The 26,797-nt window shown below is 71.1% G+C and carries 21 protein-coding genes; 4 read left to right on the forward strand and 17 right to left on the reverse strand.

Annotated features, from left to right (window positions below):
• Window positions 1-64: 64 nt before the first annotated feature.
• Entirely contained in the window at window positions 65-2,203 is a 2,139-nt protein-coding gene (locus tag ACFFF6_RS01680; RefSeq protein ID WP_376977620.1) for a hypothetical protein, read from the reverse strand.
• Between the two features lie 400 nt (window positions 2,204-2,603).
• On the opposite strand from ACFFF6_RS01680, the gene ACFFF6_RS01685 reads away from it, so the two are divergent.
• Window positions 2,604-3,368, forward strand: a complete 765-nt coding sequence (locus ACFFF6_RS01685) for a SurA N-terminal domain-containing protein (protein ID WP_376977622.1) — start codon at window positions 2,604-2,606, stop codon at window positions 3,366-3,368.
• Here ACFFF6_RS01685 and ACFFF6_RS01690 read toward each other — a convergent pair.
• From ACFFF6_RS01690 to ACFFF6_RS01740, 11 genes are all read right to left on the reverse strand, one after another.
• Window positions 3,352-5,331, reverse strand: a complete 1,980-nt coding sequence (locus ACFFF6_RS01690) for a DUF2264 domain-containing protein (protein WP_376977624.1) — start codon at window positions 5,329-5,331, stop codon at window positions 3,352-3,354. The two genes, ACFFF6_RS01685 and ACFFF6_RS01690, sit on opposite strands and share 17 nt — an antisense overlap.
• Window positions 5,331-6,170, reverse strand: coding sequence for a sugar phosphate isomerase/epimerase family protein (locus tag ACFFF6_RS01695; RefSeq protein ID WP_376977626.1), 840 nt, complete (start codon window positions 6,168-6,170; stop codon window positions 5,331-5,333). Before ACFFF6_RS01695 ends, ACFFF6_RS01690 begins: the two co-directional genes overlap by 1 nt.
• Window positions 6,167-7,414, reverse strand: a complete 1,248-nt coding sequence (locus ACFFF6_RS01700) for a DUF993 family protein (RefSeq protein WP_376977628.1) — start codon at window positions 7,412-7,414, stop codon at window positions 6,167-6,169. Before ACFFF6_RS01700 ends, ACFFF6_RS01695 begins: the two co-directional genes overlap by 4 nt.
• A 5-nt stretch (window positions 7,415-7,419) precedes the next feature.
• On the reverse strand, window positions 7,420-8,571 hold the full coding sequence (locus ACFFF6_RS01705) for a Gfo/Idh/MocA family protein (protein ID WP_376977630.1): 1,152 nt from the start codon (window positions 8,569-8,571) through the stop codon (window positions 7,420-7,422).
• A 225-nt stretch (window positions 8,572-8,796) separates the two neighbouring features.
• Complete coding sequence (locus ACFFF6_RS01710; protein WP_376977632.1) at window positions 8,797-9,582, reverse strand: sugar phosphate isomerase/epimerase family protein; 786 nt, start codon at window positions 9,580-9,582, stop codon at window positions 8,797-8,799.
• A gap of 198 nt (window positions 9,583-9,780) precedes the next feature.
• On the reverse strand, window positions 9,781-11,595 hold the full coding sequence (locus ACFFF6_RS01715; protein WP_376977634.1) for an ABC transporter substrate-binding protein: 1,815 nt from the start codon (window positions 11,593-11,595) through the stop codon (window positions 9,781-9,783).
• Window positions 11,592-11,843: a hypothetical protein gene (locus ACFFF6_RS01720; protein WP_376977636.1), complete on the reverse strand. Its 252-nt coding sequence runs from the start codon at window positions 11,841-11,843 to the stop codon at window positions 11,592-11,594. Before ACFFF6_RS01720 ends, ACFFF6_RS01715 begins: the two co-directional genes overlap by 4 nt.
• A complete protein-coding gene (locus ACFFF6_RS01725; RefSeq protein ID WP_376977638.1) occupies window positions 11,840-12,898 on the reverse strand; it encodes an ABC transporter ATP-binding protein in 1,059 nt (352 codons plus the stop codon). The genes ACFFF6_RS01720 and ACFFF6_RS01725 overlap by 4 nt, the downstream gene beginning before the upstream one ends.
• Window positions 12,891-13,946 (reverse strand): ABC transporter ATP-binding protein, encoded by a 1,056-nt coding sequence (locus tag ACFFF6_RS01730; protein WP_376977639.1) that lies wholly within the window; start codon window positions 13,944-13,946, stop codon window positions 12,891-12,893. The genes ACFFF6_RS01725 and ACFFF6_RS01730 overlap by 8 nt, the downstream gene beginning before the upstream one ends.
• Window positions 13,946-14,857: an ABC transporter permease gene (locus tag ACFFF6_RS01735; RefSeq protein ID WP_376977641.1), complete on the reverse strand. Its 912-nt coding sequence runs from the start codon at window positions 14,855-14,857 to the stop codon at window positions 13,946-13,948. Before ACFFF6_RS01735 ends, ACFFF6_RS01730 begins: the two co-directional genes overlap by 1 nt.
• Window positions 14,854-15,954 carry an ABC transporter permease gene (locus ACFFF6_RS01740; RefSeq protein ID WP_376977642.1) on the reverse strand — a complete coding sequence of 367 codons (1,101 nt, stop codon included), beginning with the start codon at window positions 15,952-15,954 and terminating at the stop codon, window positions 14,854-14,856. The genes ACFFF6_RS01735 and ACFFF6_RS01740 overlap by 4 nt, the downstream gene beginning before the upstream one ends.
• 471 nt (window positions 15,955-16,425) lie before the next feature.
• On the opposite strand from ACFFF6_RS01740, the gene ACFFF6_RS01745 reads away from it, so the two are divergent.
• From ACFFF6_RS01745 to ACFFF6_RS01755, 3 genes are read left to right on the forward strand one after another with little or no spacing between them, the layout of a single operon-like run.
• The gene (locus ACFFF6_RS01745) at window positions 16,426-17,715 is read left to right on the forward strand and encodes an ABC transporter substrate-binding protein (protein ID WP_376977644.1); all 1,290 of its coding nucleotides are present in this window, start codon (window positions 16,426-16,428) and stop codon (window positions 17,713-17,715) included.
• A 1-nt stretch (window position 17,716) separates the two neighbouring features.
• Window positions 17,717-18,631 (forward strand): carbohydrate ABC transporter permease, encoded by a 915-nt coding sequence (locus ACFFF6_RS01750; RefSeq protein WP_376977646.1) that lies wholly within the window; start codon window positions 17,717-17,719, stop codon window positions 18,629-18,631.
• Window positions 18,628-19,491, forward strand: a complete 864-nt coding sequence (locus ACFFF6_RS01755; RefSeq protein ID WP_376977648.1) for a carbohydrate ABC transporter permease — start codon at window positions 18,628-18,630, stop codon at window positions 19,489-19,491. Before ACFFF6_RS01750 ends, ACFFF6_RS01755 begins: the two co-directional genes overlap by 4 nt.
• 312 nt (window positions 19,492-19,803) lie before the next feature.
• On the opposite strand, the gene ACFFF6_RS01760 is transcribed toward ACFFF6_RS01755, so the two are convergent.
• Genes ACFFF6_RS01760 through ACFFF6_RS01780 form a run of 5 tightly spaced genes read right to left on the reverse strand, consistent with a single transcriptional unit; the run spans window position 19,804 to window position 26,797 of the window.
• The gene (locus ACFFF6_RS01760; RefSeq protein ID WP_376977650.1) at window positions 19,804-21,078 is read right to left on the reverse strand and encodes an alpha-galactosidase; all 1,275 of its coding nucleotides are present in this window, start codon (window positions 21,076-21,078) and stop codon (window positions 19,804-19,806) included.
• Window positions 21,075-22,373, reverse strand: coding sequence for an ROK family transcriptional regulator (locus ACFFF6_RS01765; RefSeq protein ID WP_376977652.1), 1,299 nt, complete (start codon window positions 22,371-22,373; stop codon window positions 21,075-21,077). Before ACFFF6_RS01765 ends, ACFFF6_RS01760 begins: the two co-directional genes overlap by 4 nt.
• A gap of 31 nt (window positions 22,374-22,404) precedes the next feature.
• On the reverse strand, window positions 22,405-24,963 hold the full coding sequence (locus ACFFF6_RS01770; protein ID WP_376977654.1) for a beta-galactosidase: 2,559 nt from the start codon (window positions 24,961-24,963) through the stop codon (window positions 22,405-22,407).
• Window positions 24,963-25,829, reverse strand: coding sequence for a carbohydrate ABC transporter permease (locus tag ACFFF6_RS01775; protein WP_376977656.1), 867 nt, complete (start codon window positions 25,827-25,829; stop codon window positions 24,963-24,965). The genes ACFFF6_RS01770 and ACFFF6_RS01775 overlap by 1 nt, the downstream gene beginning before the upstream one ends.
• Entirely contained in the window at window positions 25,826-26,797 is a 972-nt protein-coding gene (locus ACFFF6_RS01780; RefSeq protein WP_376977658.1) for a carbohydrate ABC transporter permease, read from the reverse strand. The genes ACFFF6_RS01775 and ACFFF6_RS01780 overlap by 4 nt, the downstream gene beginning before the upstream one ends.

Genomic DNA, 26,797 nt, shown 5'->3' on the forward strand with positions numbered 1-26,797 from the left:
CCGGTGGCGGGCGGTGATGGGCGCCTGCGACGACGCGTCGGCAGCCGCGCAGCTGCCACGCAGGTCAGCCGGTCTGCGGCCCCTCGTCCGTGCGGCGGTCCAGCCCAGGTTCGCGGACCCGCGCAGTGCGGGTCCATGCATGGACCCGATGGGGGCTGATCCATCGGACACCGGTCCCGACGGGCGTGGTCGGGTCGCCGCTGCGGACGGTGCGCCAGGGGCCCTCGTTCTTGGCGAGATTCGCCCGTGCGTCGAGGCCCTGCGCGTTCTCGATGCTCGTCCCGCCGCCGTCCGCGTGGTCATGGACGTGATCGACCTGGGTCGAGGCCGCCTGGGAGTAGGGCTCGCGGCTGATGCGGTCGACGGCGAGGATGAGGTCGCGGAACGTTCCTCGGAAGGTGCGGGCTCGCGCGTCCATGGCCTGCAGCTCGCCGCTGGCGGGGTACAGGTACAGGCGGCGCAGCATCGAGATCGCGGCGGTCCGGGCAGCCTGCTCCTCGACCTCCGCGGCGGTCTGCGCGAGTCCCGGCAGGTGGCCGCAAGGCGCGGAGCGGATCAGGTGGGCGGGCAGGATCCCGTATCCGGACAGATGCGCCTGCTCGACCGGGTCGTCCGGTCCGAGGAGCGCGGTGTCGGTGATCGCGACGCACACCTGCATCTGCGGCCCGTGCGGTCGCCTCCGGGGTCGCCGCAGCGTCCCGGCTCGCTCCTGTCCGCCGGATCCCGGCCCGGAACCGCCCGTGCTGGCGAGATCGGGGCTCGGGTCAGTGTGCTCGGGGGTGACGTCCGGGTCGGAGCAGGCGGCAGGAGAGCAGACGGCAGGATCAGGTCCGCGGGCGGATCCCATGGGGCCGAAGCCGCCGTGCCGGCGCTCCGTCGCATGCTCGGCACGGACCGCTTCGAAGGCCGCGCGGGCTCCCGGGGCCATGGCCCCGGGCGTGCTGCAGGGCCGCAGGACCGGCTCACCGATCCGGATGCCCGGGTCATCATCGATGAACTCGTCCTCCCCGAAGGGCGGGAAGCTCTCGGGCGGGGAGCCCGAGGCACGGGAGGTCGGATCCGGAGCGGGTGCGGTTGGACGGGTCGGGGCCGGAGCGGGCACGGCCGTGGTGGGCGGAAGCGGTCCTTCGGTGCGGACGGCCGTCAGGGGTGGTCGTACGGTCCGGGCCACGATCCCGTCCGGCCCCACGAGGCCCCGCGCGATCGCCATGCCGGCGAAGGTCGTCTCATCGGCGGCGTCCTCGGGCTCCACCCGGTAAGCGGTCACGTCATGGTAGAAGAGCACGGCCTCGGCGAGCGCGTCCGCGCGCCCGGCGCCCAGGGGTGTGCCCGCTCCGGCGGCGCGGGCGGACTCCGCGGAGGACTGCAGCACGGTGTCGATCTGGGCGGCCGTCACGGCGGGGAGGTAGGCGTGCAGGCGGGCCATCCCGTCCTCGACCGGCACGATCGTGACATGCCGGTCGCGGGCCGCCCGCTCGCACCGCGCGACCGAGGCGGCCCGGTCGCTCCGCGCGTCGACGAGCGCCCGCACCCGGTGCCGCACAGCAGTGCTTCCCCGTCCTTCCACGCTCGCGTATCCCTCTGCGGCGAGCACCTGGTCGATCTGAGCGCACATCTGCGACGACTGCCCGCTCAGGGCTCCCGCGATCGCCTCCACCGCCGCCTCCGGAAGGACGGCGCGGTGCTTGGCGTTCGCCAGGCGCGGCATCGAGGAGGCCACGCGCCGCGCGGCGGCGAGGTCCCTCTCCGTCCGGTGCACGCTCTCCCGCCGTGCAAAGGCGAGATGGGTGCCCACGCCGTCGTGCACATGGCGCCCGGTCTTCCCCACCGCCCGGTTCCCCTCCTCGATCCTGCCCGCGGCCTCGAGCATCGCCGCGTCCTCGACGGCGCCGAGGACGGTGCGCATCTGCGAGAGCGCGGCCACGGTCCCGAGTGCTTCCTCGAGGCTCCCGCTCTGCTGGTGGATCGCCCCTTCCTCCGCAGCGCGCGGCGTCGAGGCCCCGTCCTCGAGCGCCTCCGCGAGGTCTGCGAGCATGCCGAGCACCGCGGGCGAGCAGAGCAGCGCCTGGATCACCCGGTCGATCCGCCGCACGTGCGAGCGCGTGGCGTCCTGCTCCGCGAGGACCTCCGGCGAGGGCGGCAGGTCGGCGAGGACGACATCGCCGCCGTCCTCGTACCAGAAATCCTCGCCGTCGTATCCCATACCCCCATTCTCCTCTCCCCCACCCCGGATATCCAGCACTCCCGAGAAGATGTGGATAACCCGGACATGGGGAGGAGAAGCGGCGCACAGCCGGAATCCCACCCTTCGCACAGCCCGCAGGCGACCTCCGCGGACCGCGCCTGCGACCTGGCGAGACGACACACGCCGGAGACCTGGCGAGACGACACCTGACAGCGTCGACCCGGCATACGCGCATCATCGGATCCTCCGGCCGGGAATTCCGCCCTCCGAATGTCCGTCATCTCGCGATAATGCGCCGGATCACACACGAGGAAGGTTTCCTCCCGTCCGTGTCCACGGTCCTGTGAGCGAACACGGATCGCGTGTTGCAGTGCGGCGTGTACGGTCGCCCCCGCCGTACCCACCGAAGGAGCATCCCATGAAGCTCACGAGAGCCGTCCTCGCCGTCGCGGCGACTGCGATCATCTCCCTGTCCGCCTGCTCCGGGGGCGGTGATGCGGCCCCAGGATCCGCCGGCGGGGGCGCATCCGACAGCGGGGCCGCGTCCGACGGAGGCGGTGCCTCCGATGGCGGAGGCGAGAGCGCCATGCCGCAGCCCGACCTCGAGGGCATCCCGGATCCGGTCGCCGAGGTCGGCGGAGAGCCGATCAGCCGCGAGGACTTCGTCGCGGCGTACGAGCCGCTGTTCCAGCAGGCGGCCATGTCCCAGCAGACCACCGGACAGGCGCCCGACGAGGAGGCCCTGCGGACGCAGACCCTCGAGCAGCTGATCTCCAGCCGTCTGCTCGCCCAGGCCGCGGCGGAGGCCGGGATCACCGCCTCGGACGAGGACGTCGACGCGCTCCTGCAGACGATCGCCGAGCAGAACGGGATGGGATCCGTCGAGGAGGTCCTCGCCGCCTTCGAGCAGCAGGGCATGTCGGAGGAGGAGGTGCGGGCCGACGCCTCCGAGCAGGTGGTCATCGAGGCGTACATCGCGCAGGAGGCCCCGGTCGCCGAGCCGACCGAGGAGGAGCTGCAGGCCCGCTACGACGAGCTCGCCGGCCAGGGGCAGCAGCTGCCGCCCTTCGAGCAGGTGAAGCCGCAGATCGCCCAGCAGATCACCGCGGAGCGTCAGCAGGAGGCCGGCGGGAAGCTCGCGGCCGGTCTGCGGGAGAGGACGGAGGTCACGACCCACCTGTGAGCGACGGGAGCGGCAGGACCGCCTCCTCGCCGGCGGGCAGGCGCAGGACCACCGCATCGTCCGTGATCCGCGCGGCGGGCAGGCCGGGCGCCGGCGCTCCCGGGCCGCGCAGCCATGTCGCGACGACGAGGACCGCATCCCCGCGATCCATCCCGTGCAGGGGGAGCCGGACCTGCGGGGAGGCGAGCAGCGGGCCGAGCGGGGAGGTGCCCTCCTCCCGGTGGACGTCGAGCCGCGCCGGCCCGAGCGTGCTCGCGAGGACGGCGAGGCCGCTGCGGAGCCTGCCGCCGTCCCGGGGGACGCCCAGCTCGAGCAGCGCGGACGGCTCTGCGGCCTCCTGCATGATCTCCGTCCCGGAGAGCGGCCAGCCGGCGGCGCCCAGCTCGAGGCCGTCCCGCGTCTCCGCACCGATGCCGAGGCGGGCCGTGTGGATCTCCAGGCCGGGGAGCACGAGGCTCGCCAGCGCGGTCCGCGGGCCGGTGAGGACCTCGCCGCCGTCCGGATGCCAGTGCGGCACATGCACGGAGGCCCCCTGAGCCCCGGCCGTGACCTCACGCAGCCCGCGCGCGAAGAAGCCGGTGCGGTGGCTCCAGCCGTGCTCGGGGTGGACGAGGCCGATGACCATGTCCTGCGGCTGCCGCTCCCCCTCCCCCGCCATCGGCGGACTCGTCGCGGTCGAGTATCCGAGCCGCGCATACGCCGGCGAGTCGGGGCGCAGCGCCCCCGGCCGCGCATGGTCGGTGCCGTGGTTGATCACCCGGACGATCCCATCGGCCCGGGTCCGGGAGACGATCCAGCCGGGCACGGGCAGGAGCTCCACGCCGTCAGCTCGTTCGACGGGCAGCGGCTCGAGCGGCGCCGTCCACACCGGATGCGTGCGCGGCAGGGCCAGGCCCAGGAAGCCCTTGGCCGCCCAGTATGGGGAGCCGGGGCCCGAATAGTCCTGCGTCATCTGCGGGAACGCCCTGAACCAGCCGAGGTTCAGCAGCCCGTCGGCATCGGGGACGCCGTGGTCCAGGAAGTGCCCGAGGATCCCGGAGGCGGCGCGGCGCAGGCGCCCGGGCGCGATCACGGGATCGGGACCGTCGGCGAGGCCGGCGAGGGCCGCGGCCCAGTGCGGGGCGGCGACCGCCATGCGGTAGGTGAGGCTGCGGCCCTGGATCAGGGGACCGCCGTCGGCACCCAGAAGGCCCTGCGCGTCCTCGATGTACGCGGCGAGGCGACCGCGGTGGAGGGCGACCAGCTCGTCGTCGACGAGGCCGTCCTCGCGCAGCCCGGCCACGCCGCGCATCCGCAGCCACAGCGTCGGCAGGACGGCGAAGGCCCACGTCATGTAGTGGTCGACGTTCCGCTCGTTCCCGTCGACGAACCAGCCGCCCTCGCGGGAGAAGGATTCGTGCAGGGCGAGGTCGTGGCGCAGGTCCGCGTGCAGCGCCTCGCGCAGCGGACCGGGCCGGGCGGTCTCCGGATCGAGATCCCGCAGGACGGTGAGCGCGATGATCCGGAACCACACCCAGTTGTTGTCCGGGTAGCGGGTGCCGATGATCTCCCGCAGCCAGGTGATCGTGCGCTGCTGCGCGGCGGGATCCAGCCGATCCCAGATCCAGGGCCGGGTGAGATCCAGGCCGAGGGCGATCGAGGAGGCCTCGACCTTCGCCTGGGGCAGCTGCGCGGGCCGCGGCCAGGCGTGCGCCGAGGACGGATCGGGGCCGGCGGCGATGCCGCGCGCGTACCGCTCCAGATGGCCGTGCGCGTCCTCGCCGTCCCGCCCGGCAGCGAGCAGCGCGGCGATGAGGAAGGAGCGCGCGAAGCCCTCGAAGCCGTCGGACCGCTCCCCGGAGCGGCTGCGCTTCCCGGGCGGGAGGATGAGCGCGCAGTCCTCGCTCGCATGGGGCCGCAGCGCGAGCAGGAGGCCGTCGGCGACGGCCTCCCACCGCGCTCTGTCGGGGAGAGCGGACGGCATCAGCCGGCGTACGGCGCCACGAGCTCCTCGTAGCGGGCCGCGATCGTGGCCAGCGCCGTGCCGACGGGATCCGCCCACACGTCCTCGTTGAAGATCTCCACCTCGATGTCGCCGCGGTAGCCCGTGGCCGCCACCATGCGCGTGATCGAGGGGAAGTCGATGTACCCGTCGCCCGTGTAGCCGCGGGAGAAGAGCGGCTCCGCCGCGAGCGGGAGGTTCCAGTCGCACACCTGGTAGGCGAGCAGGCGGCCCGACGCCGCGGCGCGCTCGATCGAGCGCTCGAGGTACGGGTCCCACCACACGTGGTAGGTGTCCACGACGACGCCGACCGCGGGGCTGCCTGCGGACTCGGCGATGTCGAGGGCCTGATCGATCGTCGAGATCACGGCGCGGTCGGCCGCGAACATCGGGTGCAGCGGCTCGAGCGACAGGGTCACTCCGGCCTGCTCCGCGTGCCCCGCGATCGCGGCGACCCCCTCGGCGACCCGTTCCCGGGCGCCGCGGATGTCCTTGTCGGCGAGGTCGACGCCGCCGGCGACCATGACGAGGGTCGGCGCGCCGAGCGCGGCGGCCTCGTCGATCGCGCGGCGGTTGTCGTCCAGGGCCGATGCGCGGTCCGCCTGCGCGGAGGCCGTGAGGAATCCCCCACGGCACAGGGAGGAGACGCGCAGGCCCAGGTCGTCGGTGCGGCGGCGCAGCTGAGCGAGCCCGAGCTTCTCGACGTCCTCGCGCCACAGGCCCACGGAGCCGATGCCCGCGGCCGGCAGGGCCTCGAGGAGCTGCTCGACCGGGGTGGTGCGGCAGGTCCAGCGATTGATGGCGAGTCGATCCAGGCTCATGCCGGCACCTCGTATCCGTTCACACGCAGCATGGCGTGCCACCGCTCGGCGGCGAGGGCCGGGTCCTCGAGGTTGCCGGTGGAGGCGGCGAGCTCGATCGTGCGGGACAGCTGCGGGAGGCTGCGGGCGGCGTGCATGCCGCCGACCATCTGGAAGGCCTGCTGGTGGCCGTTGAGCCAGGCGAGGAAGGCCACCCCGGTCTTGTAGTGGTAGGTCGGGGCGGCGAACACGTGGCGGGCCAGCTCCTCCGCCGCGTCGAGGATCTCCCGGGCCCGGGCGAAGTCGCCCGCATCGATCGCCTGCACGGCGGCGGAGGCCGCGGGCGCCGTCACCGAGAAGGCGCCGAGCAGGGCGTGGGAGAAGGTGCCCTCCACCTGCTCCGTCCCCGGGTCCGGCTGCGCGCCGACGATGAGATGGGAGAAGTGGAAGTCGTCGCCGGTGAGCATGGCGACGCCCTCGGGCAGCCGCTCGCGCACGGCGATCTCCGCGGCGTCGTCGAGCAGGCTCATCTTCACGCCGCGGATCTTCGCGGGATCCGCCTCGATGATGCGCAGCAGGGTCTCGGCGGCCACGCCCGTGTCCGAGGAGCCGAAGTAGCCCTCGAGCTGCGGGTCGAAGGCGGTGCCCAGCCAGTGCAGGACCACCGGCTCGGTCGCGGACTCGAGCACGCGGCGGTACACGTCCTCGTAGTCGGCGGGGCTCGTCGCGGCGCGGGCGAGGTGGCGGGAGGCCATGAGCACGGCTCCGGCGCCGGCGCCCTCGGTGTGGGCGAGCTGCTCGCGGTAGGCCTCGACGATCTCGTCGAGGCCGAGGTGCCGCTCCTGGCGCTGGTCGGTGGACACGCCGGCGACGACGAGGTCGCGCACCTGCGCGCCGGCGGGGAAGACCGCGGCGATCTCCGGGTCCGCGAGGGCGGCTCGCGCGGCATCGGCCGTGCGGGTGATGAGCTCGCGGGTCGCGGCGGGGTCCAGGCCCATGTTGCGCTGGGCCGTGTCCATCGCATCGGCCACGCCCAGGCCCCGCCGCCACATGGTGCGGCGGAAGGCGAGGGTCGCGTCCCAGTCGATGTCCGCGGGAGCCCCGGGGGTGTTGTCCGCGTGGGCCTTCGGCGCCACATGCACGGCGGCGTAGACGGTGCGGGAGCGCAGCGGCGCGGTCGGGGCGGCGAAGGCGGCGGCCTCGCCGAGCTCGACCTGCCGCAGCGAGCCGTCCTCGCCGAGCAGGGTCAGCTGCAGGGTGCTCATCGCGCTCAGCCCTCCAGCACGTCGAGCTCGATGCGGCGGCCCTCGGCCGCGCTCTTCAGACCGACCTCTGCCAGGCGCACGCCGCGGGCACCGGCGAGCAGGTCGAAGGGGTAGGGGCGTCCCTCGGCGTAGTGCGCCAGGAAGTCCTCCCACTGCACCTTGAAGCCGTTGTCGAAGACCTCGTTGTCGGGGACCTCGATCCAGTCGGCGCGGTAGTCATGGGGATCGCGCACGTCCGGGTTCCAGACGGGCTTGGGGGTCGCCTCGCGCGGCTGGATGCGGGCACCGTGCAGGCCCACGACGGCGGAGCCCTTGGTGCCGTCGACCTGGAACTCCACCAGCTCGTCGCGGTGCACGCGCACATCCCAGCTCGAGTTCATCTGCACGACCACGCCGGTCTCGAGGCGGAAGATGCCGTAGGCGGCGTCGTCGGCGGTGGCGACGTACTCCCGGCCCTTCTCGTCCCAGCGCTTCTCGATGTGCGTGGCGGTCTGCGCGTACACGTCGACGATGCGGCCGAAGAGGTCCTCGATGACGTAGTTCCAGTGCGGGAACATGTCCGCGACGATGCCGCCGCCGTCCTCGGAGCGGTAGTTCCAGGAGGGGCGCTGGGCGCTCTGCCAGTCGCCCTCGTAGACCCAGTAGCCGAACTCGCCGCGCACGGAGAGGATCTCGCCGAAGAAGCCGGAGTCGATGAGGCGGCGCAGCTTGAGCAGGCCCGGGAGGTACAGCTTGTCGTGGACGACGCCGGTGACGGTGCCGGCCTCCTTCGCGATGCGGGCGAGCTCGAGGGCGTCCTCGAGGGACTCTGCGGTCGGCTTCTCCGTGTAGATGGCCTTGCCCGCGGCGATGGCCTTCTTGATGTTCTCGACGCGGAGGTTGGTCACGAGGGCGTCGAAGTACACCTCGTAGTCGTCCTGCTCGAGGGCGGAGTCGAGGTCCGTGGTCCAGTTCTCGAGGCCGTGGCGCTCGGCGATGGCGCGGAGCTTCTCCTCGTTGCGGCCCACCAGCAGCAGATCGGGGACGAGCACGTCCCCATCGGCGAGCTCGACGCCGCCCTGATCGCGGATCGCGAGCAGGGACCGGACCAGATGCTGACGGTACCCCATGCGCCCGGAGGCGCCGTTCACGATGATGCCGATGCGTCGCTGTGCCATGTGTGTCTCCTGCTCAGGGTGCGGGGATGCTGCGGGGTCTGGTGCGGCCCGACCGGAGGGGCCGCCCGGGAGCGGATCCGGTCCGGCACGGCGCTGCGCCGGGGACGGCCTTCCTCGGACGTCGAACGGTAACCGCTTTCCATGGATACTACAGCACGAACCCCGCGCCTGCGCAAGAACGGCCCCCTCCAGGGCACCGGGATCCCGGCCGGGCGGGCCCCTGGATCATGAGCGGTGCGCGGGGTCCGCCGCACGCACCGCCGCGAGGGCGTCCGGCAGCTCCGCGGCGAGGTCCTCCCAGCGGCACTCGAGGGTCACATCGCCGGTGTAGCCGCCGCGCCGGAGCGCGGCCAGGAACTCGCCCAGCGGCCAGTCCCCCTGCCCCGGCGGCACCCGGTCCGTGTCCGCGATGTGCGCATGTCCGACCCGTCCTGCGAGGAGCTCGACCTGCGCGAGGGGCTCGGCCTCGAGCTGGATGTGGAACAGGTCGGCGACGATCCGCACCCCCTCGATCCCGTGCGCGTCCAGGAATTGCGCGGCCTCGCCGACGGTGTGGATCAGGTCGGTCTCGCCGCGGTGCAGGGGCTCCAGGACGATCTCCAGCCCGCGGGCGCGCGCCTCGTCGCGGAAGAGGATCAGCACCTCCGCGAAGCGTGCGGCCCCCTCGGAGGCGGGGACGTCCGGGCCGATGGTCCGGGCGGCGCCGCTGCCGAGGACGATCTTCGCCCCGTGCCCGGCGACGGCGGCGACCGCATCCAGCGCCGTCCGCGCGTACGCGCGGATGCGGCCCATCGGCACCGAGGGGTCGGCCACGCGCAGGTCGCCGGGGATCAGGATCGCGAAGGACGGCACCGGTCGCGCGGGGGACGGCGCGAGACGGACCGGCTCCCAGGCGCCCTCCGTCGGGCTCGGCGCGACGAGCGTGCCGACCACGGTCGACTCGAGGTAATCGGCGCCGGCGGCGAGGGCGAGGCGCTGCTGGTCGATCGGGGCGATGACTCCATGGGCCACGGCGGGACTCCTCCTGCGGGCGGTGCGCGGCATGCCGCAGGGATGCGACAGCGGTCACCAGAACGTTGACACGTCTCACAGCCTCGGAGCGACGGTTCCCGCCGGTTGCCGCCCTGCGTGCCCGGAGACGGCTGTGCGCCCCCGAGGCGGGATCGGAGGGATCCGCCTCGGGAGCGCACGGCCGGGGATCGGGCCGGATCAGACCGGCTTCACATCACCGCGGAACATGCCGAGGACCACGAAGTTGTCGGCGTACGGCGCATTCGCGAGCAGCGGGTCGCCCTCCTTCGGGAAGCCGGTGACGCGCTCGCCCTCGAGCGCAGGGTTGTTCCCGTAGCGCTCGAAGATCGGGATGATCGGGAGGAGCTCGTTGAAGGCGAGCGCCGCGACGCTCACGTTCTTCTTCTGCTCCTCCACGTCCAGGCCCTGACCGGAGATCTGGACGATCTCCTCGAGGTCCACCGTGCCCGCGGACGTCTTCACGTCCTGCAGCGGGAAGCCGATGCCCTTGCCGCCCTGGTTCTTCGCGATCGGGATGTTGTGGGTGAACAGGTCCGTCACGAAGGAGAAGTGCGGATGCGGATGCGCGGAGGAGCCCCACGCCTGGATCGCCATCTGGAAGTCGCCCTTGTCGATGTCGATGGGGGCCTGCTTGTCGTCGAGTCCACGTGCCGTGACCGGGATGCCGAAGGCGGTCAGCTGCTCGGCGACGTTCTTGCCGGAGGCGGACCAGTCCGCATAGGTCTGCGGGAACTGGATCTCGTAGGACGCCGGCTTGCCGTCCGGCTTCGTCCAGGCATCGCCGTTCTTCTTCCAGCCCGCCTCGGTCAGCAGAGCCGTCGCCTTGTCGGGATCCAGCTCGTACGTGTTGATCTTGCCCTTGACCTCATCGGTCAGCCAGTCCTCGACGAAGTTGTCGGAGAAGCCGACCATGTTCTCGACCGCCTTGCCGGACTGGCCCAGGGCGATCTGGCCGTTGGCGGCGCGGTCGATCACGTGGGCGAAGGCCTGGCGCACGCGGACATCGGCGAACTCCGGGTACTTGTCCAGGTTCAGGAACAGGGCGGGGCCCGAGTAGACCGGCGGGCGCAGGATCGTGTACCCCGCGGCCTCGAAGGGCGCCTCCGAGGCCGGGGCGAAGCCGTGCGTCGCGTAGTCCACGTCCCCGGACTGGACCAGCGGCGTGATCTCCGTGGTCTCGCCGTTGTAGAGGACGACCTGATCGAACTTCACCTTGTCCGCGCCGAAGCCCTTCTCGTTGCGGACCATGGTGAGCTGGGTGTTGGCGATGGACTTGTAGTCGAAGTCGTAGGGACCCGAGACGATGACGTTCTCCGGCTTGAAGCCCTGGAACTCGGTCGACAGCGCCGCGCCGTCGCCGTCGTCCATGGTGCCGCCGGCGTCGACGATCGCCTTGGCCTTGTCCGCCCACTCGCCGTACTGCGCGGTGGAGAGGATGTTGCTCTTGAGGATGTACCGCTCGAGCACGGCCGGAGGGTTCTCGAACTTCACGACGACCGTCTGCTCGTCGGGAGCCTCGAGGCCCGTGATGAAGTCCCAGCTGGTGGCGCGCTGCATGAACTGCAGGTACAGCGTCGTGAGGACGTCGCCGCTGGTCAGCGCGCTTCCATCGCTCCAGACGAGGTCCTTCTTCAGCACCACGGTGAGGGTGCCCGCCGCCGCGTCCAGCTCATGCGACTCCGCGAGCAGGTACTCCCACGTCTTCTCCTCCCACAGCCACATGGCGAGCGGCGGGACCAGCAGGTCGCGGTACAGGCCGTCGCCGATGATGGCGGTCGGCACGCCGGCGTAGGGCTGTCCCGCGAAGTTGAAATGGCCTTCCGGAGCGGGCTTGAACGGCCACGCGCCGTGGAAGGCGCTCGCGCCGCCCCCGTCGCCGTTGCTGCCGCTGCCGCCTCCGGGCTCCGCCGGGCTGCACGCCACGAGGGCGGCACCGGCCGCCGACGTGAGGCCGACGGCCCGCAGAAGATCTCGCCTGGTCCAGGTGGTCATGATTCCTCCTTGGTGTGGATGACGTCCTCATCATCCGGGTCTGAGGGGTCCGACTCCCGAAGGCGACGGACGATTCTGATGCGCAGCACCGTCGCCGAGGCGACGATCGCTGCGAGGCCGAGCACGAGCGCGATCCAGCTGACGAGGCGCTCCGGAGTGCCCCCGGCGGTGCCGAGGAGCATGAGGGCCGCGCCGACGCCGACGAAGCAGCCGAGCGCCAGCAGCGCCCGCGCGGCCATGTCGATCACGGCGGACCTCCGGCCTGGGGCGTCGAGGCCGCCCGGGTCCTCGGATCGGTCACCACCATGCAGGAGACGTCATGGCCGGCGAGGCCGGGGGACGTCTCCAGCACGGGACGCTCCGTGCGGCAGCGGTCCTGCGCGAGCGGGCAGCGCGGCTCGAACGCGCATCCCGCAGGCAGGGCCGAGAGGTCGGGCACCTCGGCGCTGCGCAGCCCGCCGCCGGCCTTCTTCTGCTGGGTCAGCTCTGGATCCGGCTCCGGCACCGCATCCAGCAGGGCCTTCGTGTACGGGTGCTGGGGATTGTTGATGACCTGCGGGGTCGGGCCGGCCTCGACGATCTTGCCGAGGTACATGACCGCGGTGCGCCCCTCCCAGCCGAAGTACTTCGCCAGGGCCAGGTCGTGGGTGATGTAGATGAAGCCGACGTTCTGCTCCCGCCGCAGCCGCGTGAGCATGTTCAGCAGGCCCACCCGGATCGACACGTCCAGCATCGACGTCGACTCGTCGGCGATCAGGAGCTTCGGGGAGAGGGTGAGGCCGCGGGCCACGGAGACGCGCTGGCGCTGCCCGCCCGAGAGCTGATGCGGGAACTTCGCCTTGTAGCTCTCCGGCGGGGTGAGGTCCACGCGGGTCAGCAGCTCGTCGACCGTCGCGTCGACCTCGGTCTGCCCCTTCGCCATGCCGTGGCGGCGCAGCGGGATCGACAGGGTCGACTGGATCGAGCGGATCGGGTTGAGCGAGGCGTACGGATCCTGGTGGATGTACTGCACGTCGCGGCGGTACTCCCGTCGCTCCGCGCGCGTCATCGTGGACAGGTCCTTGCCGCGGTAGCGGACCGCGCCGCCCGTCGGCGAGGCGAGCCCCGCCGCGAGGCGGGCGGCGGTCGTCTTGCCGCTGCCGGACTCGCCCACGAGGCACAGCACCTCCCCGGCGTCGACGCTCAGCGAGACATCGGAGACGGCAGGGATGTCCTTGCCCTTGACGTGGAAGACCTGCGAGGCATGGTCGAGCTCGATGAGCGGCGCAGCCGCGCCGTCGGCCCTGGGCGTCGTCTCAGGCACGGGCGATCACCTTCCGTTCGTGATGGACCTCGTCATGGCGCAGGCAGGCCGCGGCGTGGCTGCGGTCCTCGGACCGCGGGGTCAGCGTGATCAGCTCGGGCTCCGCGACGCGGCAGGCGTCGGTCGCGAGCTCGCAGCGGGGAGCGAAGGTGCAGCCCGTCGGCAGCGTCGCGAGCGAGGGCGGGGCGCCGGGGATCGAGGCGAGCTCCGGGAGGTCGCCGACGACCGGGGGCACCGCGTTGATGAGCTTCGAGGTGTACGGGTGCTTCGGGCCGTAGAAGATGTCCGCGGTCGTGCCGGTCTCGATGACCTTCCCCGCGTACATGGTGATGACGCGATCCGCGAGCTCGGCGGCGAGCGCGAGGTCGTGGGAGATGAAGATCATCGCGAAGCGGTGCTCGACGCGCAGCTCCGCGAGCAGATCGATCACGGTGCGCTGGGTGAGGATGTCCAGCGCCGTGGTCGGCTCGTCCAGCACCAGCAGACGCGGCCGCAGCAGCAGCGCCATGGCGATGAGGGTGCGCTGCTTCATGCCGCCGGAGAGCTCGTGCGGGTAGCTGCCCAGCACGCGGCGGGGCTCGAGCCGCACCGAGCGCAGCGCCTCGGAGGACCGCTCGAGGATCTCCTTCTTCGAGGGGCGGCGATCCGAGTGGTCGATCAGGGTGTCGGCCATCTGCGCGCCGATGGTCAGCACCGGGTTGAAGGCGTTCTGCGCGCCTTGGAACACCATGGCGGCCTCCGACCAGCGCCAGCGGCGCAGCTGGGCGGGCGTCATCCTCGTGACGTCGAGCTCGGTGCCGTCCTCGCGACGGTACGTGATCGAGCCGCTCGTGATCTCGCCGAGGGTCGGCAGCAGGCGCAGCAGCGCCGAGCCGAGCGTCGTCTTGCCGCAGCCGGACTCGCCCACCAGGGCGAGCGCGGATTCCGGGAACAGGTCGAAGGAGATGCCGCGCAGGGCGCGCACGGACTGGTTCTTCCCCGTGCGGTAGGCGACCTCGAGGTCCTTGACCGACATGACGGGGGCGTCCGGGTTCTTGTGAGTGGTCATCAGCGATCCCTCAGTCGGGGGTTGAGGATCTCCTCGAGCGTGCGCGTGAGAAGGATCAGACCCAGCTGGAGCAGCACGATCATCACGACCGGCGCGATGATGTAGGCCATGGCGTCGGGGTTGAACATCGCGCCCTTGGTCCAGGCGTCGTTGATCATGATCCCCCAGTTGGTGCCGCGCTGCGGGGCCAGACCCAGCAGGTACAGGCCCACCATCGCGTAGATCGCGTTGGTGACGGCGATGATGAAGTTGATGAGGATGTAGCTGGCCATGTTGGGGACGATCTCGCCGAACACGATCCGGAACCAGCCGACGTCCAGCAGCTGCGCCGCCTCGACGAACTCGCGCTCCTTGAGGGACAGCACCTGGGCGCGGATCGAGCGCATGAGCACCGGCCAGGTGAGCACGCCGATGATGACGCCCAGCAGCACCGGGGAGTCGAGCTTGTAGAAGGCGCCGACCACGGCCAGCAGGACGATCTGCGGGATGGTCATGACGATGTCGGTCAGCTGCAGCAGGATGGCGTCCAGGCGCCCGCCCACGTACCCGGCGAGCGCGCCGATGGCGACGGCGATGACGGTGGTGATCGCGGCGGCGAGGAAGCCGACCATGAGCACGGTCCCGCCGCCGATCACGAGCAGGTGGAAGGTGTCCTTGCCGCCGCCCTCGAGTCCCAGCCAGTGCTGGGCGCTCGGGCCCTCCCAGGCGCGGGAGGGATCGCCTGCGACGTCGGTGCCCATGATGAGCGGGCCGATCAGGGAGAAGGCGAGCACGGCGACCACGAGGATCAGGCCGATGAAGCCCTCGGTGCTGCGGGTCATCTCGCTGAACAGGCGCGCGAGCGGGCTCTGGCCCTTCTTGGCCTTCGCCGGGACGGCGAGCGCGGCGGTCGAGGTGGCGTCGACGCTCATGCGGCACCTCCTGCGCCCAGGCGGATCCGCGGATCCAGGGCGGCGTTGATCAGGTCGGCGGCGAGGTTCGCCAGGACGACCGTGATCGTCACGACGAGCAGCACGCCCTGGATGGTCGGATAGTCACGCGTGTTGATCGACTCGAACAGCAGCAGGCCGATCCCCTCGTAGGAGAAGGTCTGCTCGACGAAGATCGCGCCGCCGACGACGAATCCGGCCTGGGTGGCGATCTGGGCGATCAGCGGGAGCAGGGCGTTGCGCCCCACGTAGTCGGACTGGATGCGCACGTCCTTGAGGCCGCGGGCCTTCGCGACGGTCACGTAGTCCTCGCCGAGGATCTGCGTGGTCGAGGACTTCATGATGAGAGCCCACGTCCCCGCCGTGGTGAGGATGTAGGTCAGCATGGGGAGGGTGGCGTGGTAGCCGATGTCGGAGAGGAAGCGGAAGCTCAGCTCCGGCTCGAGCCCCGGGGACATGTTGCCGCGCATGCGGGCGTAGTCGATGATCCCGAGCTGCACCGCGCCGACCACGACGATGAGGATCGCCAGGAGGTAGTTGGGGATCGCGTGGAAGGTCGAGCCGATGACGGTCACGAGGTTGTCGATGATGCCGCCGCGGCGGTAGGCCATGATCATGCCGAGGATCAGGCCGATCGAGATCGAGATGATCAGGGCGAGCCCCACGCTGTACAGGGTCCAGGGGAGGTAGGTCGCGATCTTCTCGGCGACGCTCACCCCGGGGGTCGTGATCGAGGAGCCCATGTCCCCGCGCAGCAGGCCGAGGAGGTACTCGACGTACTGCTGGACGATGTTGCTCGCGGGGTCGAAGCGGAAGTAGACCTGGGCCTCCGCCGCCGCCTGCTCGTACGTCTTCCCGTACAGGGAGATCTGCTGATTGATGTAGACGTCCACGGGATTGCCCGGCAGCAGCCGCACCAGGAGGAAGACGCCGGTGGCGACGACCCAGACGACGAAGGCCGAGCGCACGAGGCGCCGCACGATGAAGGAGTTGAGGACTCCTCGGACGAACGATGGTCGGGGCCTCGGGGGCCCTGCAGTCTCTGTCGCGGCATGAGCCGGCGACGCGTCGGTGGTCATGGTCCTCCTCCCGGGTGAGCTACGGTGCTCGAAGGGAACTCTAGAGGGTCGAAGGTGCCCATGTCTGCCTGATTCGGTAACGAATCGATCATGATCGGCCGAAAACCGGCTCGCGCTCGGTCACACCGTCAGACGTCGTCCCCCAACGCCGCACATCGGCCCTCGAGCACCGGGCGGACCCGACCGCTCCGCCGCCGGACGCGACCCGCGCACTCCTTCGGCGCGCACGGTCGCCACCATGGCTCGCCCATCTCTTGACGAGTTCTCTGCCCGTTTGTAAGTTAGCGACACTTATCGCGCATGGGGCCATCGCCGCCCCCGATGCCACCGACGATGACCACCCCCGACCCGAGCCTCGGATCGGAGCAGCCCGCCCATCATCGATACCAATCGACATTCTGACGCCCGGGACGCGACCGTCCCGGACGTCCGCCACGGATCGCCCAGCCACGCAGAGGAGCACTGATCCCCGTGACCACACGAAGAACCGCCATGAAGGCGCTCGCCGGAGGCGTCGGAGCGATGCTCGCCGCCGGCGCCCTGCCCGGATGCTCGCGCAGCAGTCGCCGCACGGTGCGCTTCACCTTCAGCAAGCGCGAGGCCATCGGCTTCATGAACCAGGTGATCGCCGACTACAACGCCTCGCAGGACCGGTACGAGGTCGTCATGGACACCTCAGGCCCCGGCGCGATCTCCGCGAGCTTCGTGCGGGGCGCCCCGCCGGACCTCATGCTCGCCCGCCACAACCACGAGATCTCCCGCTTCATCCAGCGGTGCACGCTCAGCGACCTCTCCGACACCGACATCGCTGCCACGATCGACCCCGGCACGTCCCCGCTGTCCGAGCCGTTCGGCGAATGCACCGGCCGCATCTCCACCCTCCCCTACTCCTCGATGGCCTGCGCGATCGTCTACAACAAGAGAATCTTCGCCGAGCACGACCTGCGGATCCCCACGACATGGACCGAGCTGATCGAGCTCTGCGACACGCTCATGGACGCCGGCATCACCCCCTTCTACGCGACCTTCGCGGATGCCTGGACCGTGGGGCAGGGATGGTTCGACTACGCCATCGGCGGCGCCCTCGACGTGGACGCCTTCTACCGGCAGCTGACCGCGCAGGGCACGGACGTCGGCGCCGGCTCCGCGGTGTCCTTCCAGAAGGACTTCCTCGAGCCGATCGAGAGGATGCAGCTGCTGGCGCGGGACTACACCCAGTCCGACGCGAAGAGCCGCACCTACGACTTCGGCAACGTGGAGTTCGCCCGCGGCGGCGGAGCGATGTACATGCAGGGGCCGTGGGCGATGGCGGAGGTCGCCAAGATCGATCCCGAGGTCGAGCTCGGCACCTTCCCGCTGCCCATGACCGAGGACCCCGCGGACCTCAAGGTGGTCGCGAGCATCGACCTGGCCACGATGATCCCGCAGGACGCGGCCAACCCCGAGGGCGCCCGCGACTTCCTCGCCCACCTCTACGAGCCGCAGATCATCGAGGCCTACAACGCCTCCCAGATGGGCTTCGTCCCGACCACGACGAGCGCGATCCCCACCGACCCGAGGATCGCCGGCATGGTCGACGCGTACACCACGGGCGCGATCTACCTCGCCCCCGGGCAGATCAATCCGCCCGCGATCCCGACCAACAACTACGCGCAGTCCCTCGTCCTGGGCGCCGACGCCCGCACGATCCTCGGCTCGATGGACGCGGACTGGGCGCGCGTCGCCTTCCGCCGATCCGCATCCGCCAGCAAGGAGGCATGACATGAGCACCGCCCCGCAGCCGCAGACCGGCCCCGCGCCGCTGCGCCATCGGCGCCGACGCGTCGAGCCGCTGTACTACGCGTTCCTCATCCCGACGCTCGTCCTGTTCACCATCGCGATCCCGCTGCCCGGACTGGTCGGCATCTTCTTCAGCTTCACCGACTCGATCGGCATCGGCGACTGGGGGTTCATCGGCCTCATCAACTACCGGTCGGTGCTCGACGACCCCGCGGTGCTGGCGAGCTTCCTGTTCACCTTCGGCTTCTCCCTCGCGACCGTGGTGGTCGTGAACGTGATCGCCTTCCTGCTGGCGCTGGGGCTGACCTCGAGGATCCGCTTCACGGCCGCGCTGCGCACCGTCTTCGTGATCCCCATGGTCGTCTCCGGCATCATCATCGCCTTCGTGTTCCAGTTCCTCTTCCAGAACTCGCTGCCCGCGGTGGGCTCGGCGCTGGGGATCCCGTTCCTCTCCAGCAGCATCCTCGCGAATCCCGATCTGGCGTGGGTGGGGATCGTGATCGTCACGGCGTGGCAGGCGATCCCCGGGACGCTGCTCATCTACATCGCCGGGCTCCTGTCGATCCCTCACGAGATGTACGAGGCCGCGGCGGTGGACGGCGCCTCCGCGCTGCAGAAGCTGGGACGGATCACGCTGCCGCTGGTCGCGGGCTACGTGCTCATCAACGTGATCATCGGCTTCAAGAACTTCCTCAACGCCTACGACATCATCGTCGGCCTGACCGACGGCGGGCCCGGGACGTCGACGACGAGCGTCGCGATGGCGATCATCAAGGGCTTCGAGTCCGGCGACTACGCCTATCAGATGGCCACCGCGACCCTCCTGTTCATCGTCACCGTCGTCATCGCCGTGCTCCAGCTCTCCGTGAGCCGCGCCGGCGGAAGGAGCGCCTCATGACCACCTCCCGCACCGCTCGGCCCGTCGTGCGCGGCCTGGGTCGCCGCACCCGCTGGTCCACGACCGTGATCCTGCTGCTGTGCGCGGTGACCGTCGTGCTTCCGCTGTACGTCACGGTGGCGATGGCCTTCAAGACGTCCGGCCAGGCCGTCGACGGCAACGCCTTCTCGCTGCCGATGCCGCTGAGCCTCGACGGCTTCGTCCAGGCATGGGAGCTCACCTCGTTCCCCGTCGGCTTCGCGATGTCGCTGCTGGTGACCGCCGGGACCGTGACCGCGACGATCCTGCTGGCCTCGTTCACCTCGTTCGCGATCATGCGCAACTGGGAGCATCGGCTGTTCCGCTGGTCGTTCTTCTATCTGCTCGCGGCGATGTTCATTCCGTTCCCGGTGGTCGCGCTGCCGCAGATCCAGCTGACCGGCCGCGTGGGGCTCGACAATCCGCTGGGCGTGATCTTCCTGGCCACGATGTTCCAGCTCAGCTTCAGCGTGCTGCTGTTCACCGCGTTCCTGCGCTCGATCCCGGCGGAGCTCGAGGAGAGCGCGCGCATCGACGGCGCGAGCACATGGCAGACGTTCTGGCGGCTGATCTTCCCCCTGCTCGCGCCGATGAGCGCGACCGTCGGGATCTTCGCGTTCCTCTACGCGTGGAACGACTTCATGATGCCCTCGCTCATCATCTCCGACCCGGCGCTGCAGACCCTGCCGGTGCGTCAGGAGCTGTTCCAGACGCAGTTCAGCAGCAACTACAACGTCGCGTTCGCCTCCTACCTCATGGCGATGTCCCCGGCGATCATCGCCTACCTGTTCGCCCAGCGCTGGGTGATCGAGGGCGTCACCCGCGGCGCGGTCAAGGGCTGATCGGGCAGGGCTCCGGCCGGAGGTCACGCGAGGGACGAGCGGGACCGAAGGCCGGTGCACCACCCGATCCGCCGATGGAGCAGGGCTGATCGTCTCCGCTCCGGCCGGAGGCGGCCCGAGGAACGAGGGGCGCCGCAGGCCGGTGCGATGGCGATCGGCCGATGGAGCAGGGCTGATCGTCACCCCTCCCGCAGGCCAGTGCGGTGCAGATGACGCTTTCCGCGTGGGAAAGCCTCATCTTCACCGCACCCACGGACCTGGGCAGCAGTGCGAACCCGGGCGTGGACCCGGGCGCGGAGTCAGGCGAGGGAGTCAGGCGAGGGAGAGGACGGCGACTCCGTGCGGGGCGAGGTCCACGGTGAACCAGCCGTCCTCGGCCTCGGCCTTCGCGCCCGTCCACAGCTCGGTGCCGGCCGCATCGGCCGGGACATCGAGATCCTCGGCGTGGACGCGGTGCGTGTGCGGCTGCTCGCCCAGCCAGAACAGGGCTCGCACCTCGCGTTCTCCGACGCGGGCACGCCAGATGATGAGGTCCCGGTCGCGGACGATCTCCCGCGCGTCCTCCCCCGCGTCGCCGATCTCGAGGATCGCGGCGTTCGTGAGCACCGCGAGGGTGTCCTCCGGGGTGTCCGGCAGGTGCCCGCCCATCATGAGCGGGGAGCGTCCCAGATTCCACAGGGTGAGCATGGTCCGCTGCTCCGCCGGGGTCAGGCGCGAGAGGCGGTCCTCGCCCACGTGGGCGCGGATCCCGATCCGCCCCAGCGGCAGCATGTCGAGGTCCGCGAAGCCGCCCTCGTGGTCGACGGCGGCCCAGCGCGCGGCCCGCTGGAACTGCTCGCGCAGATCCGCCCACGTGTCCCACAGGTCATCGGAGACGCGCCAGGCATCGGCGGAGCGGGCGAGGAAGGGAGCGTGGACGGTCGAGAGCTCCTTGCCCGGGGAGAGGCTGAGCAGCATCGGCCGCCCGGAGCGGTCGATCGCGGTGCGCATCATGGCGATGTCGGCGCGCTGGATGGGCGGGTAGAGGACGTCGTCGACCTTCACGTAGTCCACTCCCCACTGCGCGAGCAGCGCGAACACCGAGTCGTACCAGGCCTGCGCGGCCGGGTGGTCGGTGCGCACGCCCTCGAAGTCGGGGTTCCAGGGGCAGCGGTTGCCGGGGTCGGCGAGGTCGCGGGCCGTGGCATCGGCTCCCAGGACCGGGGTGTCCAGCTCGACGGCGCGGCGAGGGATGCCGCGCATGAGGTGCACGCCGAAGCGCAGGCCCAGGGCATGGACGCGGGCGGCGAGCGGGGCGAAGCCGGCGCCGCCGGAGGCGGAGGGGAAGCGGCCCGGGGCCGGAAGGGGACGGCCGTGGGCGTCGACGACGGCGGCGGAGACCTCCGCGTAGTCGGAGCTGCCGGGCTCCGGCTCGTACCACTGGATGTCGACGACGACCGTGTCCCAGCCCTGCGGGAGGAGATGGCGGGCCATGTGCTCGGCGTTGTCGAGCACCTCCTGCTCGGTGACGCTCCCGCCGAAGCAGTCCCAGGAGTTCCAGCCGCGCGGTGGTGCCGAGGAGGGGGCGGGCAGGGACGGAGCGGTCATCGGGGTCCTCTCGAGGGGGTGGGGGCACCCGGCACGGCCCAGGCGGCCCGGTGCTCGGTGCGGTCGATCGCCGGCGGGGCCGGCAGGCTGCTGGGGCTGGGTAGGCCCACCTGCTCGAGGAAGCCCTCGAGGGCGAGCACGGCCATGCCGAGGCTCACGGACTCGCCGGCGGTCTCCGTGAACTCGAGGCTCACGCCGCTGCCGGGCCCAGGCAGGCATTCCTGCTGGATGCGGGTGCGGACACGCTCGCGCAGATCCGTCCCGGCATAGCGCGTGATCCAGCCGAGCACCGAGACGTGCTCGGGGTTCAGGAGGTTGATGAGGTTGCCGAGGCCGGCAGCCAGATGGTCTCCGGTGCGCTGGACGGCCTCCCGGGCCGCCGCATCGCCCGCGGCCTCGGCCCGCATGAGCTGCTCGATGAAGGCTCGGTGGTGGACAACCTCGAGGAGGGGATGATCGGACCGGATCTCCTCGAGCGTGCGGCGCATGCCCTCGACGCCGACGTAGGACTCGATGCATCCCTGTCGTCCGCAGCGGCAGGCGCGCCCCTGCCAGACGAGGGTCGTGTGGCCCCACTCCCCGGCGGAGTTGCCGCGGCCGCGCAGCAGCTGCCCGTCCAGGATGATCCCGGCGCCGACCCCGGTGCCGAGGTTCACGGCGATGAAGTCGCGGAAGCGACGGCCGGCGCCGAACCACAGCTCGCCCGTCGCGAGGGCCATCAGCGGGTTGTCGACGCGGACCCGACCGCCGACGGCCTCCTCGAGCACGTCGACGACGGGCACGTCGCGCCAGCCCCAGTTGGGGGCGAAGACGTCGACGCCGCGGGCGGTGTCGACCTGGCCGGGAAGCGAGGCCCCGGTGAACAGGATGTCGCGGTCGGCGAGGGCCTCCCGGCGGCGCAGCGCCGTCAGCGCCCCGCCGATGACCTCCCCGACCGAGGCGATGGTCTGCGCCCCCGGGGCGAGCTCGACCTGCTCCTGGTCGAGACGGGCCAGGGCGAGGTCGTACACGTCCAGCCGTACGTACGTCTCCGCCACGTCGATCGCGAGCAGCCTCCCCCGCTGCGGGTTGGCCTGGAAGGTGGAGGTGGGTCGACCGCCCTGGGAGGAGATGCGCCCGGCCTCACGCAGCACGCCCTCCTCGACGAGCTCCCCGACGAGAGTCGCGACGGTCGCGGGGCTCAGCCCCGTCTCCGTCGCGACCTGCGCCCGGGTCACGGTCCCGCCCGCGTAGACGGCGCGCAGGACCATGAACCGGGACTCGTTGCGGATGTCCCGGGACGTCTTCATGGCCATGGCTCCCCCTTCGGGCGTCGATGCGGTCGGGTCAGCTGATCGCGTCGGACCAGGACGCGCCCTCGAAGATACCGCCTTGCGGGGAGAGCGCCTCGACCAGGAGCTCCACGTGGGAGACGTCCTCGCCGAGGTAGGAGGCGGGGACCCAGGACCGGTGCGCGTCGCCGCCGGCGACGGCCGGGGAGCCCAGCACGTGCCGGGACACGGGCCGGCCCGCGGCCACCACCGTGACCTGGACGTCCGCTCCCATGAGCTGCAGCTGGACACCCACCGCGGGGCTGCGCGGGGTCCATGCCCGCACGTGCACGGGGCGTCCCGCGGCGATGCGCACGGGTGCGGTGGCCGCGACGAGGGGCGCAGGGTCCGCGATCTGCGCGGTGATCGCGCCGCGGTCCACGGTGCGCAGGCCACGCAGGGACGGGGGGACGGCAGCGAGCAGCTCGGCCCGGGAGACGAAGCCGTCCGGCACGTGGGGCGCCCGGATCGCGACCTCGACGGAGCCTCCGGCGCCCAGATCGAGGACCGGCGCCTCCGGGGACAGCAGGACCTCGGCCCCGCCGTCGAGGCTCACGTGCACCGGGCGGGTGAGGCCCACCAGACGAAGCAGCGCATTCCCCTCCTCCGGCCGGTCCAGGCGACGCACGTACACGGCGTCCTCTCCGAGCCGCGGGCTCGACCATCCGCCCAGCGGACGGATCGGCGGCTGCGCGCGGTCGCCCCGGGCGCCGCGGGCATCGGGGATCCGGCGCACCCGCCAGAGCTCGGTCACGTCCGTAGCCGCGGTGACGACGTGCACGGCGCCGAGACCGCGTCCGGCGCCGAGGGCGAGGGCGGGCCGACGGGCGTCGTCGAAGTTCGCCCTCCCCCAGGTCTCGGTGATGACCGTGACCTCGTGGGCGGTCGCCGGGCCGAGCGGCACGGACAGCGGGGCGCCGTGCGGGACCGCGGTGCCCTGCTCGGCCCCGTCGACGATCACCCGGACGAGGTCCGCGGCACCGAGCAGCAGCAGCTCCCGGGCGCCGGCCGGGATGGCGAGGTCCGCACGCAGGCGCCCGTCGCGCAGGCCCAGCGCCTCCGTGGCCGGTACGGCGCCGTCCGCGGGCAGGGGGTGCTCGGTGCCCGGAGCCTCGGTGGGCTCCGCAGCGGGGCCGACCTCGAGGGCCGCCCGGCACAGGACGGGCTCGGCGTCGGCCGCGCCCGCGGGGACGGGGCGCAGGACGATGCGCACTCCCCCGGCCTCGGCCTCGCCGTGGCCGTCCACGACGAGCTCCCCCTGCGCGGTCGCGAGCACGACGCGGGCATCGGCCGGGCCCTCGAGGAGGAGGGTGAGCGGGCCGCCGGCGGCCTCGGCGCGCACGACGTCCACGAGCTCCGCGGTCGCGAGGACGAGGGACGCCTCGGCGCCCCAGGGCTCGAGCGGCACCTGCACGGACCAGAAGGGACAGGTGCTCGCGGGCACCCGCGCCGCATGGGCGCCGATGCGGACCGTCGCGTCCGTGCCGTGGACCTCGGCCGGACCGATCACATGGCCGCCTCCGGGCAGGGCGAGCGCACCTCCTGCGTCGATCCCGGCCACCCCCGCCTCCGCGAGGGGGACGGGGCGAGCGGTCGCGAGGCGCTCGCCCCAGGCCTCGAGGGTGCGGGCGAGACGCACGGCCTCGTCGTACTCCGGCCGGCGACGCCCGTCCGGGGACATGTACCCGCCGAAGTCATAGTCATGGGTCATGAGGTTCCCCGGATCCCCCCAGTTCCCCGCCGAGGGCAGCAGGAGGTGGTTGAAGCCCGAGGTCTGCAGGTAGGGGGCCACCAGCCGCGCTCCCGCGAGGATCTCCCGACGCAGGGTCCGGTGCAGTCGATTGGTCTCGGTGACCAGCAGCGGCAGGCCCCGTGCGGCCAGCTCCTCGTACCCGGCGCGCGCCTCCTCGTCGAAGGCCGTCGAGGCGTCCGAGGGGTAGAGGTTCATGGTCGGCACCACGCCGGGCACGTCGCCGCCCGCCCCGGAGAGGTCGCCCTGGCCGGCGCAGGCGATGATCGGCACCTCGATCCCGTGCTCGCGCGCGGACGCGGCCAGATGCTCCTGGTAGGCCGTGGGATCCGGGCAGTCGAAGAAGTCGAGCTCGTTCTCGATCTGCACGAGCGCGACCGGGCCGCCGCGCGTGGTCTGGGCGGCGGCGAGGACGGGCAGAACGGCCGCGAACCAGCGGTCGACCGCGGCGAGGTACCCGGGGTCCGTGCTGCGCAGCGCGAGACCGCGTCCGTGCAGCCACCACGGCAGGCCGCCCCCGTCCGTCTCCGAGCAGATGTACGGCCCCGGGCGCGCCATCACCAGCAGATCCTCCGCGGCGGCGAGATCCAGGAAGCGGGCCAGGTCCCGATCCGGGGAGCTCAAGTCGATGCAGCCCTCGACCTCCTCGTGGAAGCCCCAGTGCACGTACAGGTCGACCATCCGGTATCCGCTCTCGCGGACACGGCGCAGACGGTGGGCCCATTGGTCCGCGGGGAGGCGGAAGGGGAAGACGGACGAGCACAGGAGGACCGCGGGTCGGCCGCCCAGCTCGAGGCTCCCGGGCGACAGGGTCAGCTCGGGCATCACTTCACCCCCGCGCTTCCGGCCGACAGGTTCATCTCGTACATGTACTTCTGGCCGAAGTAGTAGATGACGATCATCGGCAGGGACAGGAATATCGATCCGACCATGATGAGGTTCCATGGGGGCGTCTGCAGCTCCTGGCTCGTCGAGGTCAGGTACTGCACGCCGAGGGCCAGCGGCATCTTGTCCTCGCTGTTGATGTAGATGAGGGGACCCATGAAGTCGCCCCACATGGCGGTGAGCGTGAAGATCCCGATCGCGATGAGGATCGGCGTCATCATGGGCAGGACGAGGCGCGCATAGATCCCGAAGTATCCGAGCCCGTCGATCGAGGCGGCCTCGTCCATCTCGTAGGGGATGCGGGTGATGAACTGGCGGACCAGGAAGATGTTGAAGGCGTTCGAGAAGAACTGCGGGACGATGAGCGGAAGGAACGTGTCGACCCAGCCCAGCTCGCTGAAGATCCAGAACTGCGGGATCATCGTGATCTGCCCGGGGATCATCATCGTCGCGATCACCACGAGGAACAGCGCCTTCTTCCCCGGGGCGCGCAGCCGCGCGAAGGCGTAGCCGACCAGCGAGCTCGAGAGCACCTGCCCGATCGCGCTGGTCACGGAGATGATCACCGAGTTCACGAGGAAGCTGCCCACCGGCAGGCTGGTGCGGAAGATGTCCACGAAGTTCGCAAAGCGCCAGTCCCGCGGGAAGATGGTCAGCTGGCCCGTGGAGACGGTCGTGTCGCTCGCGAGCGCGATCGAGATGACGAAGACCAGCGGCACCATGAAGATCGCCGAGAGGATCACCAGCATGCCGTAGGTGAGCGGTCCGGCGCGGAAGGCGTGGAGGACGGGCCTGCGGGAGCTCATGAGCGCACCTCCGACTCGTAGAACACCCAGCGGCCCGAGGTCGCGAACGCGAGGGCGGTGAAGAGCATGATGACGACGAACAGGATCCACGCGATCGCCGATCCGTAGCCCATGTGGTAGAAGCGGAACGCCTCGTCGAACAGCATGGGCACCGCCATCTGGCTCGCGTTGTCGGGGCCGCCTCCGGTGAGGATGAAGACCTGCGCGAACACCTGGAACGAGCCGATGATCCCCATGATGAGGTTGAAGAAGATGACCGGCGTCAGCTGTGGGAACGTGACCGCCCAGAACTGGCGCATCGATGAGGCCCCGTCGATCTCCGCGGCCTCGTACAGCTCCTTCGGGATGCCGTTCATCCCGGCCAGAAGCAGGATCGTGCCGCCGCCCGCCTGCCACAGCGACATGAGGATCAGGGCCGGCTTGACCCAGGCCGCGTCCATGAGCCAGTGGGGTCCGGTGATGCCGAACAGGGCGAGGAACTGGTTCAGAGGTCCCGCCTCCGGGGCGAACACCATCTGGAAGATGAGCGCCACGGCGACGATCGGGATCAGGTGAGGGAGGTACACGAGCGTCCGGAACAGCTTGCGGAACCTCACCCGCTTGTTCAGAAGATTCGCGATGAACAGCGACACCACCATGCCGAGGGGGACGGAGATGATCGCGTAGTACGCGGTGTTCCCCATGACCTTCCAGAAGATGGGGTCATCGGTCAGCAGGGTGATGTAGTTCTGCAGCCCCACCCACTGCGGAGCGGTAAAGGAGTCCCATTCCGTGAACGAGAGGTAGATCGAGAACAGCATCGGCCCCAGCAGGAACACGAGGAATCCGATCACCCACGGCGAGATGAACAGATAGAAGAGCAGGGCCTCCCTGCGGCGGTGCGGCGGCATCGTCGCACGGGGCTGTCGGCCCCCCGGGGCGGGGATGCGCCCCGGTCCCGGCGGGGCAGCGGCGTCGAGGACGGTCAT

It is taken from the genome of Brachybacterium hainanense (assembly GCF_042434575.1).
Classification (GTDB): Bacteria; Actinomycetota; Actinomycetes; order Actinomycetales; family Dermabacteraceae; genus Brachybacterium; species Brachybacterium hainanense.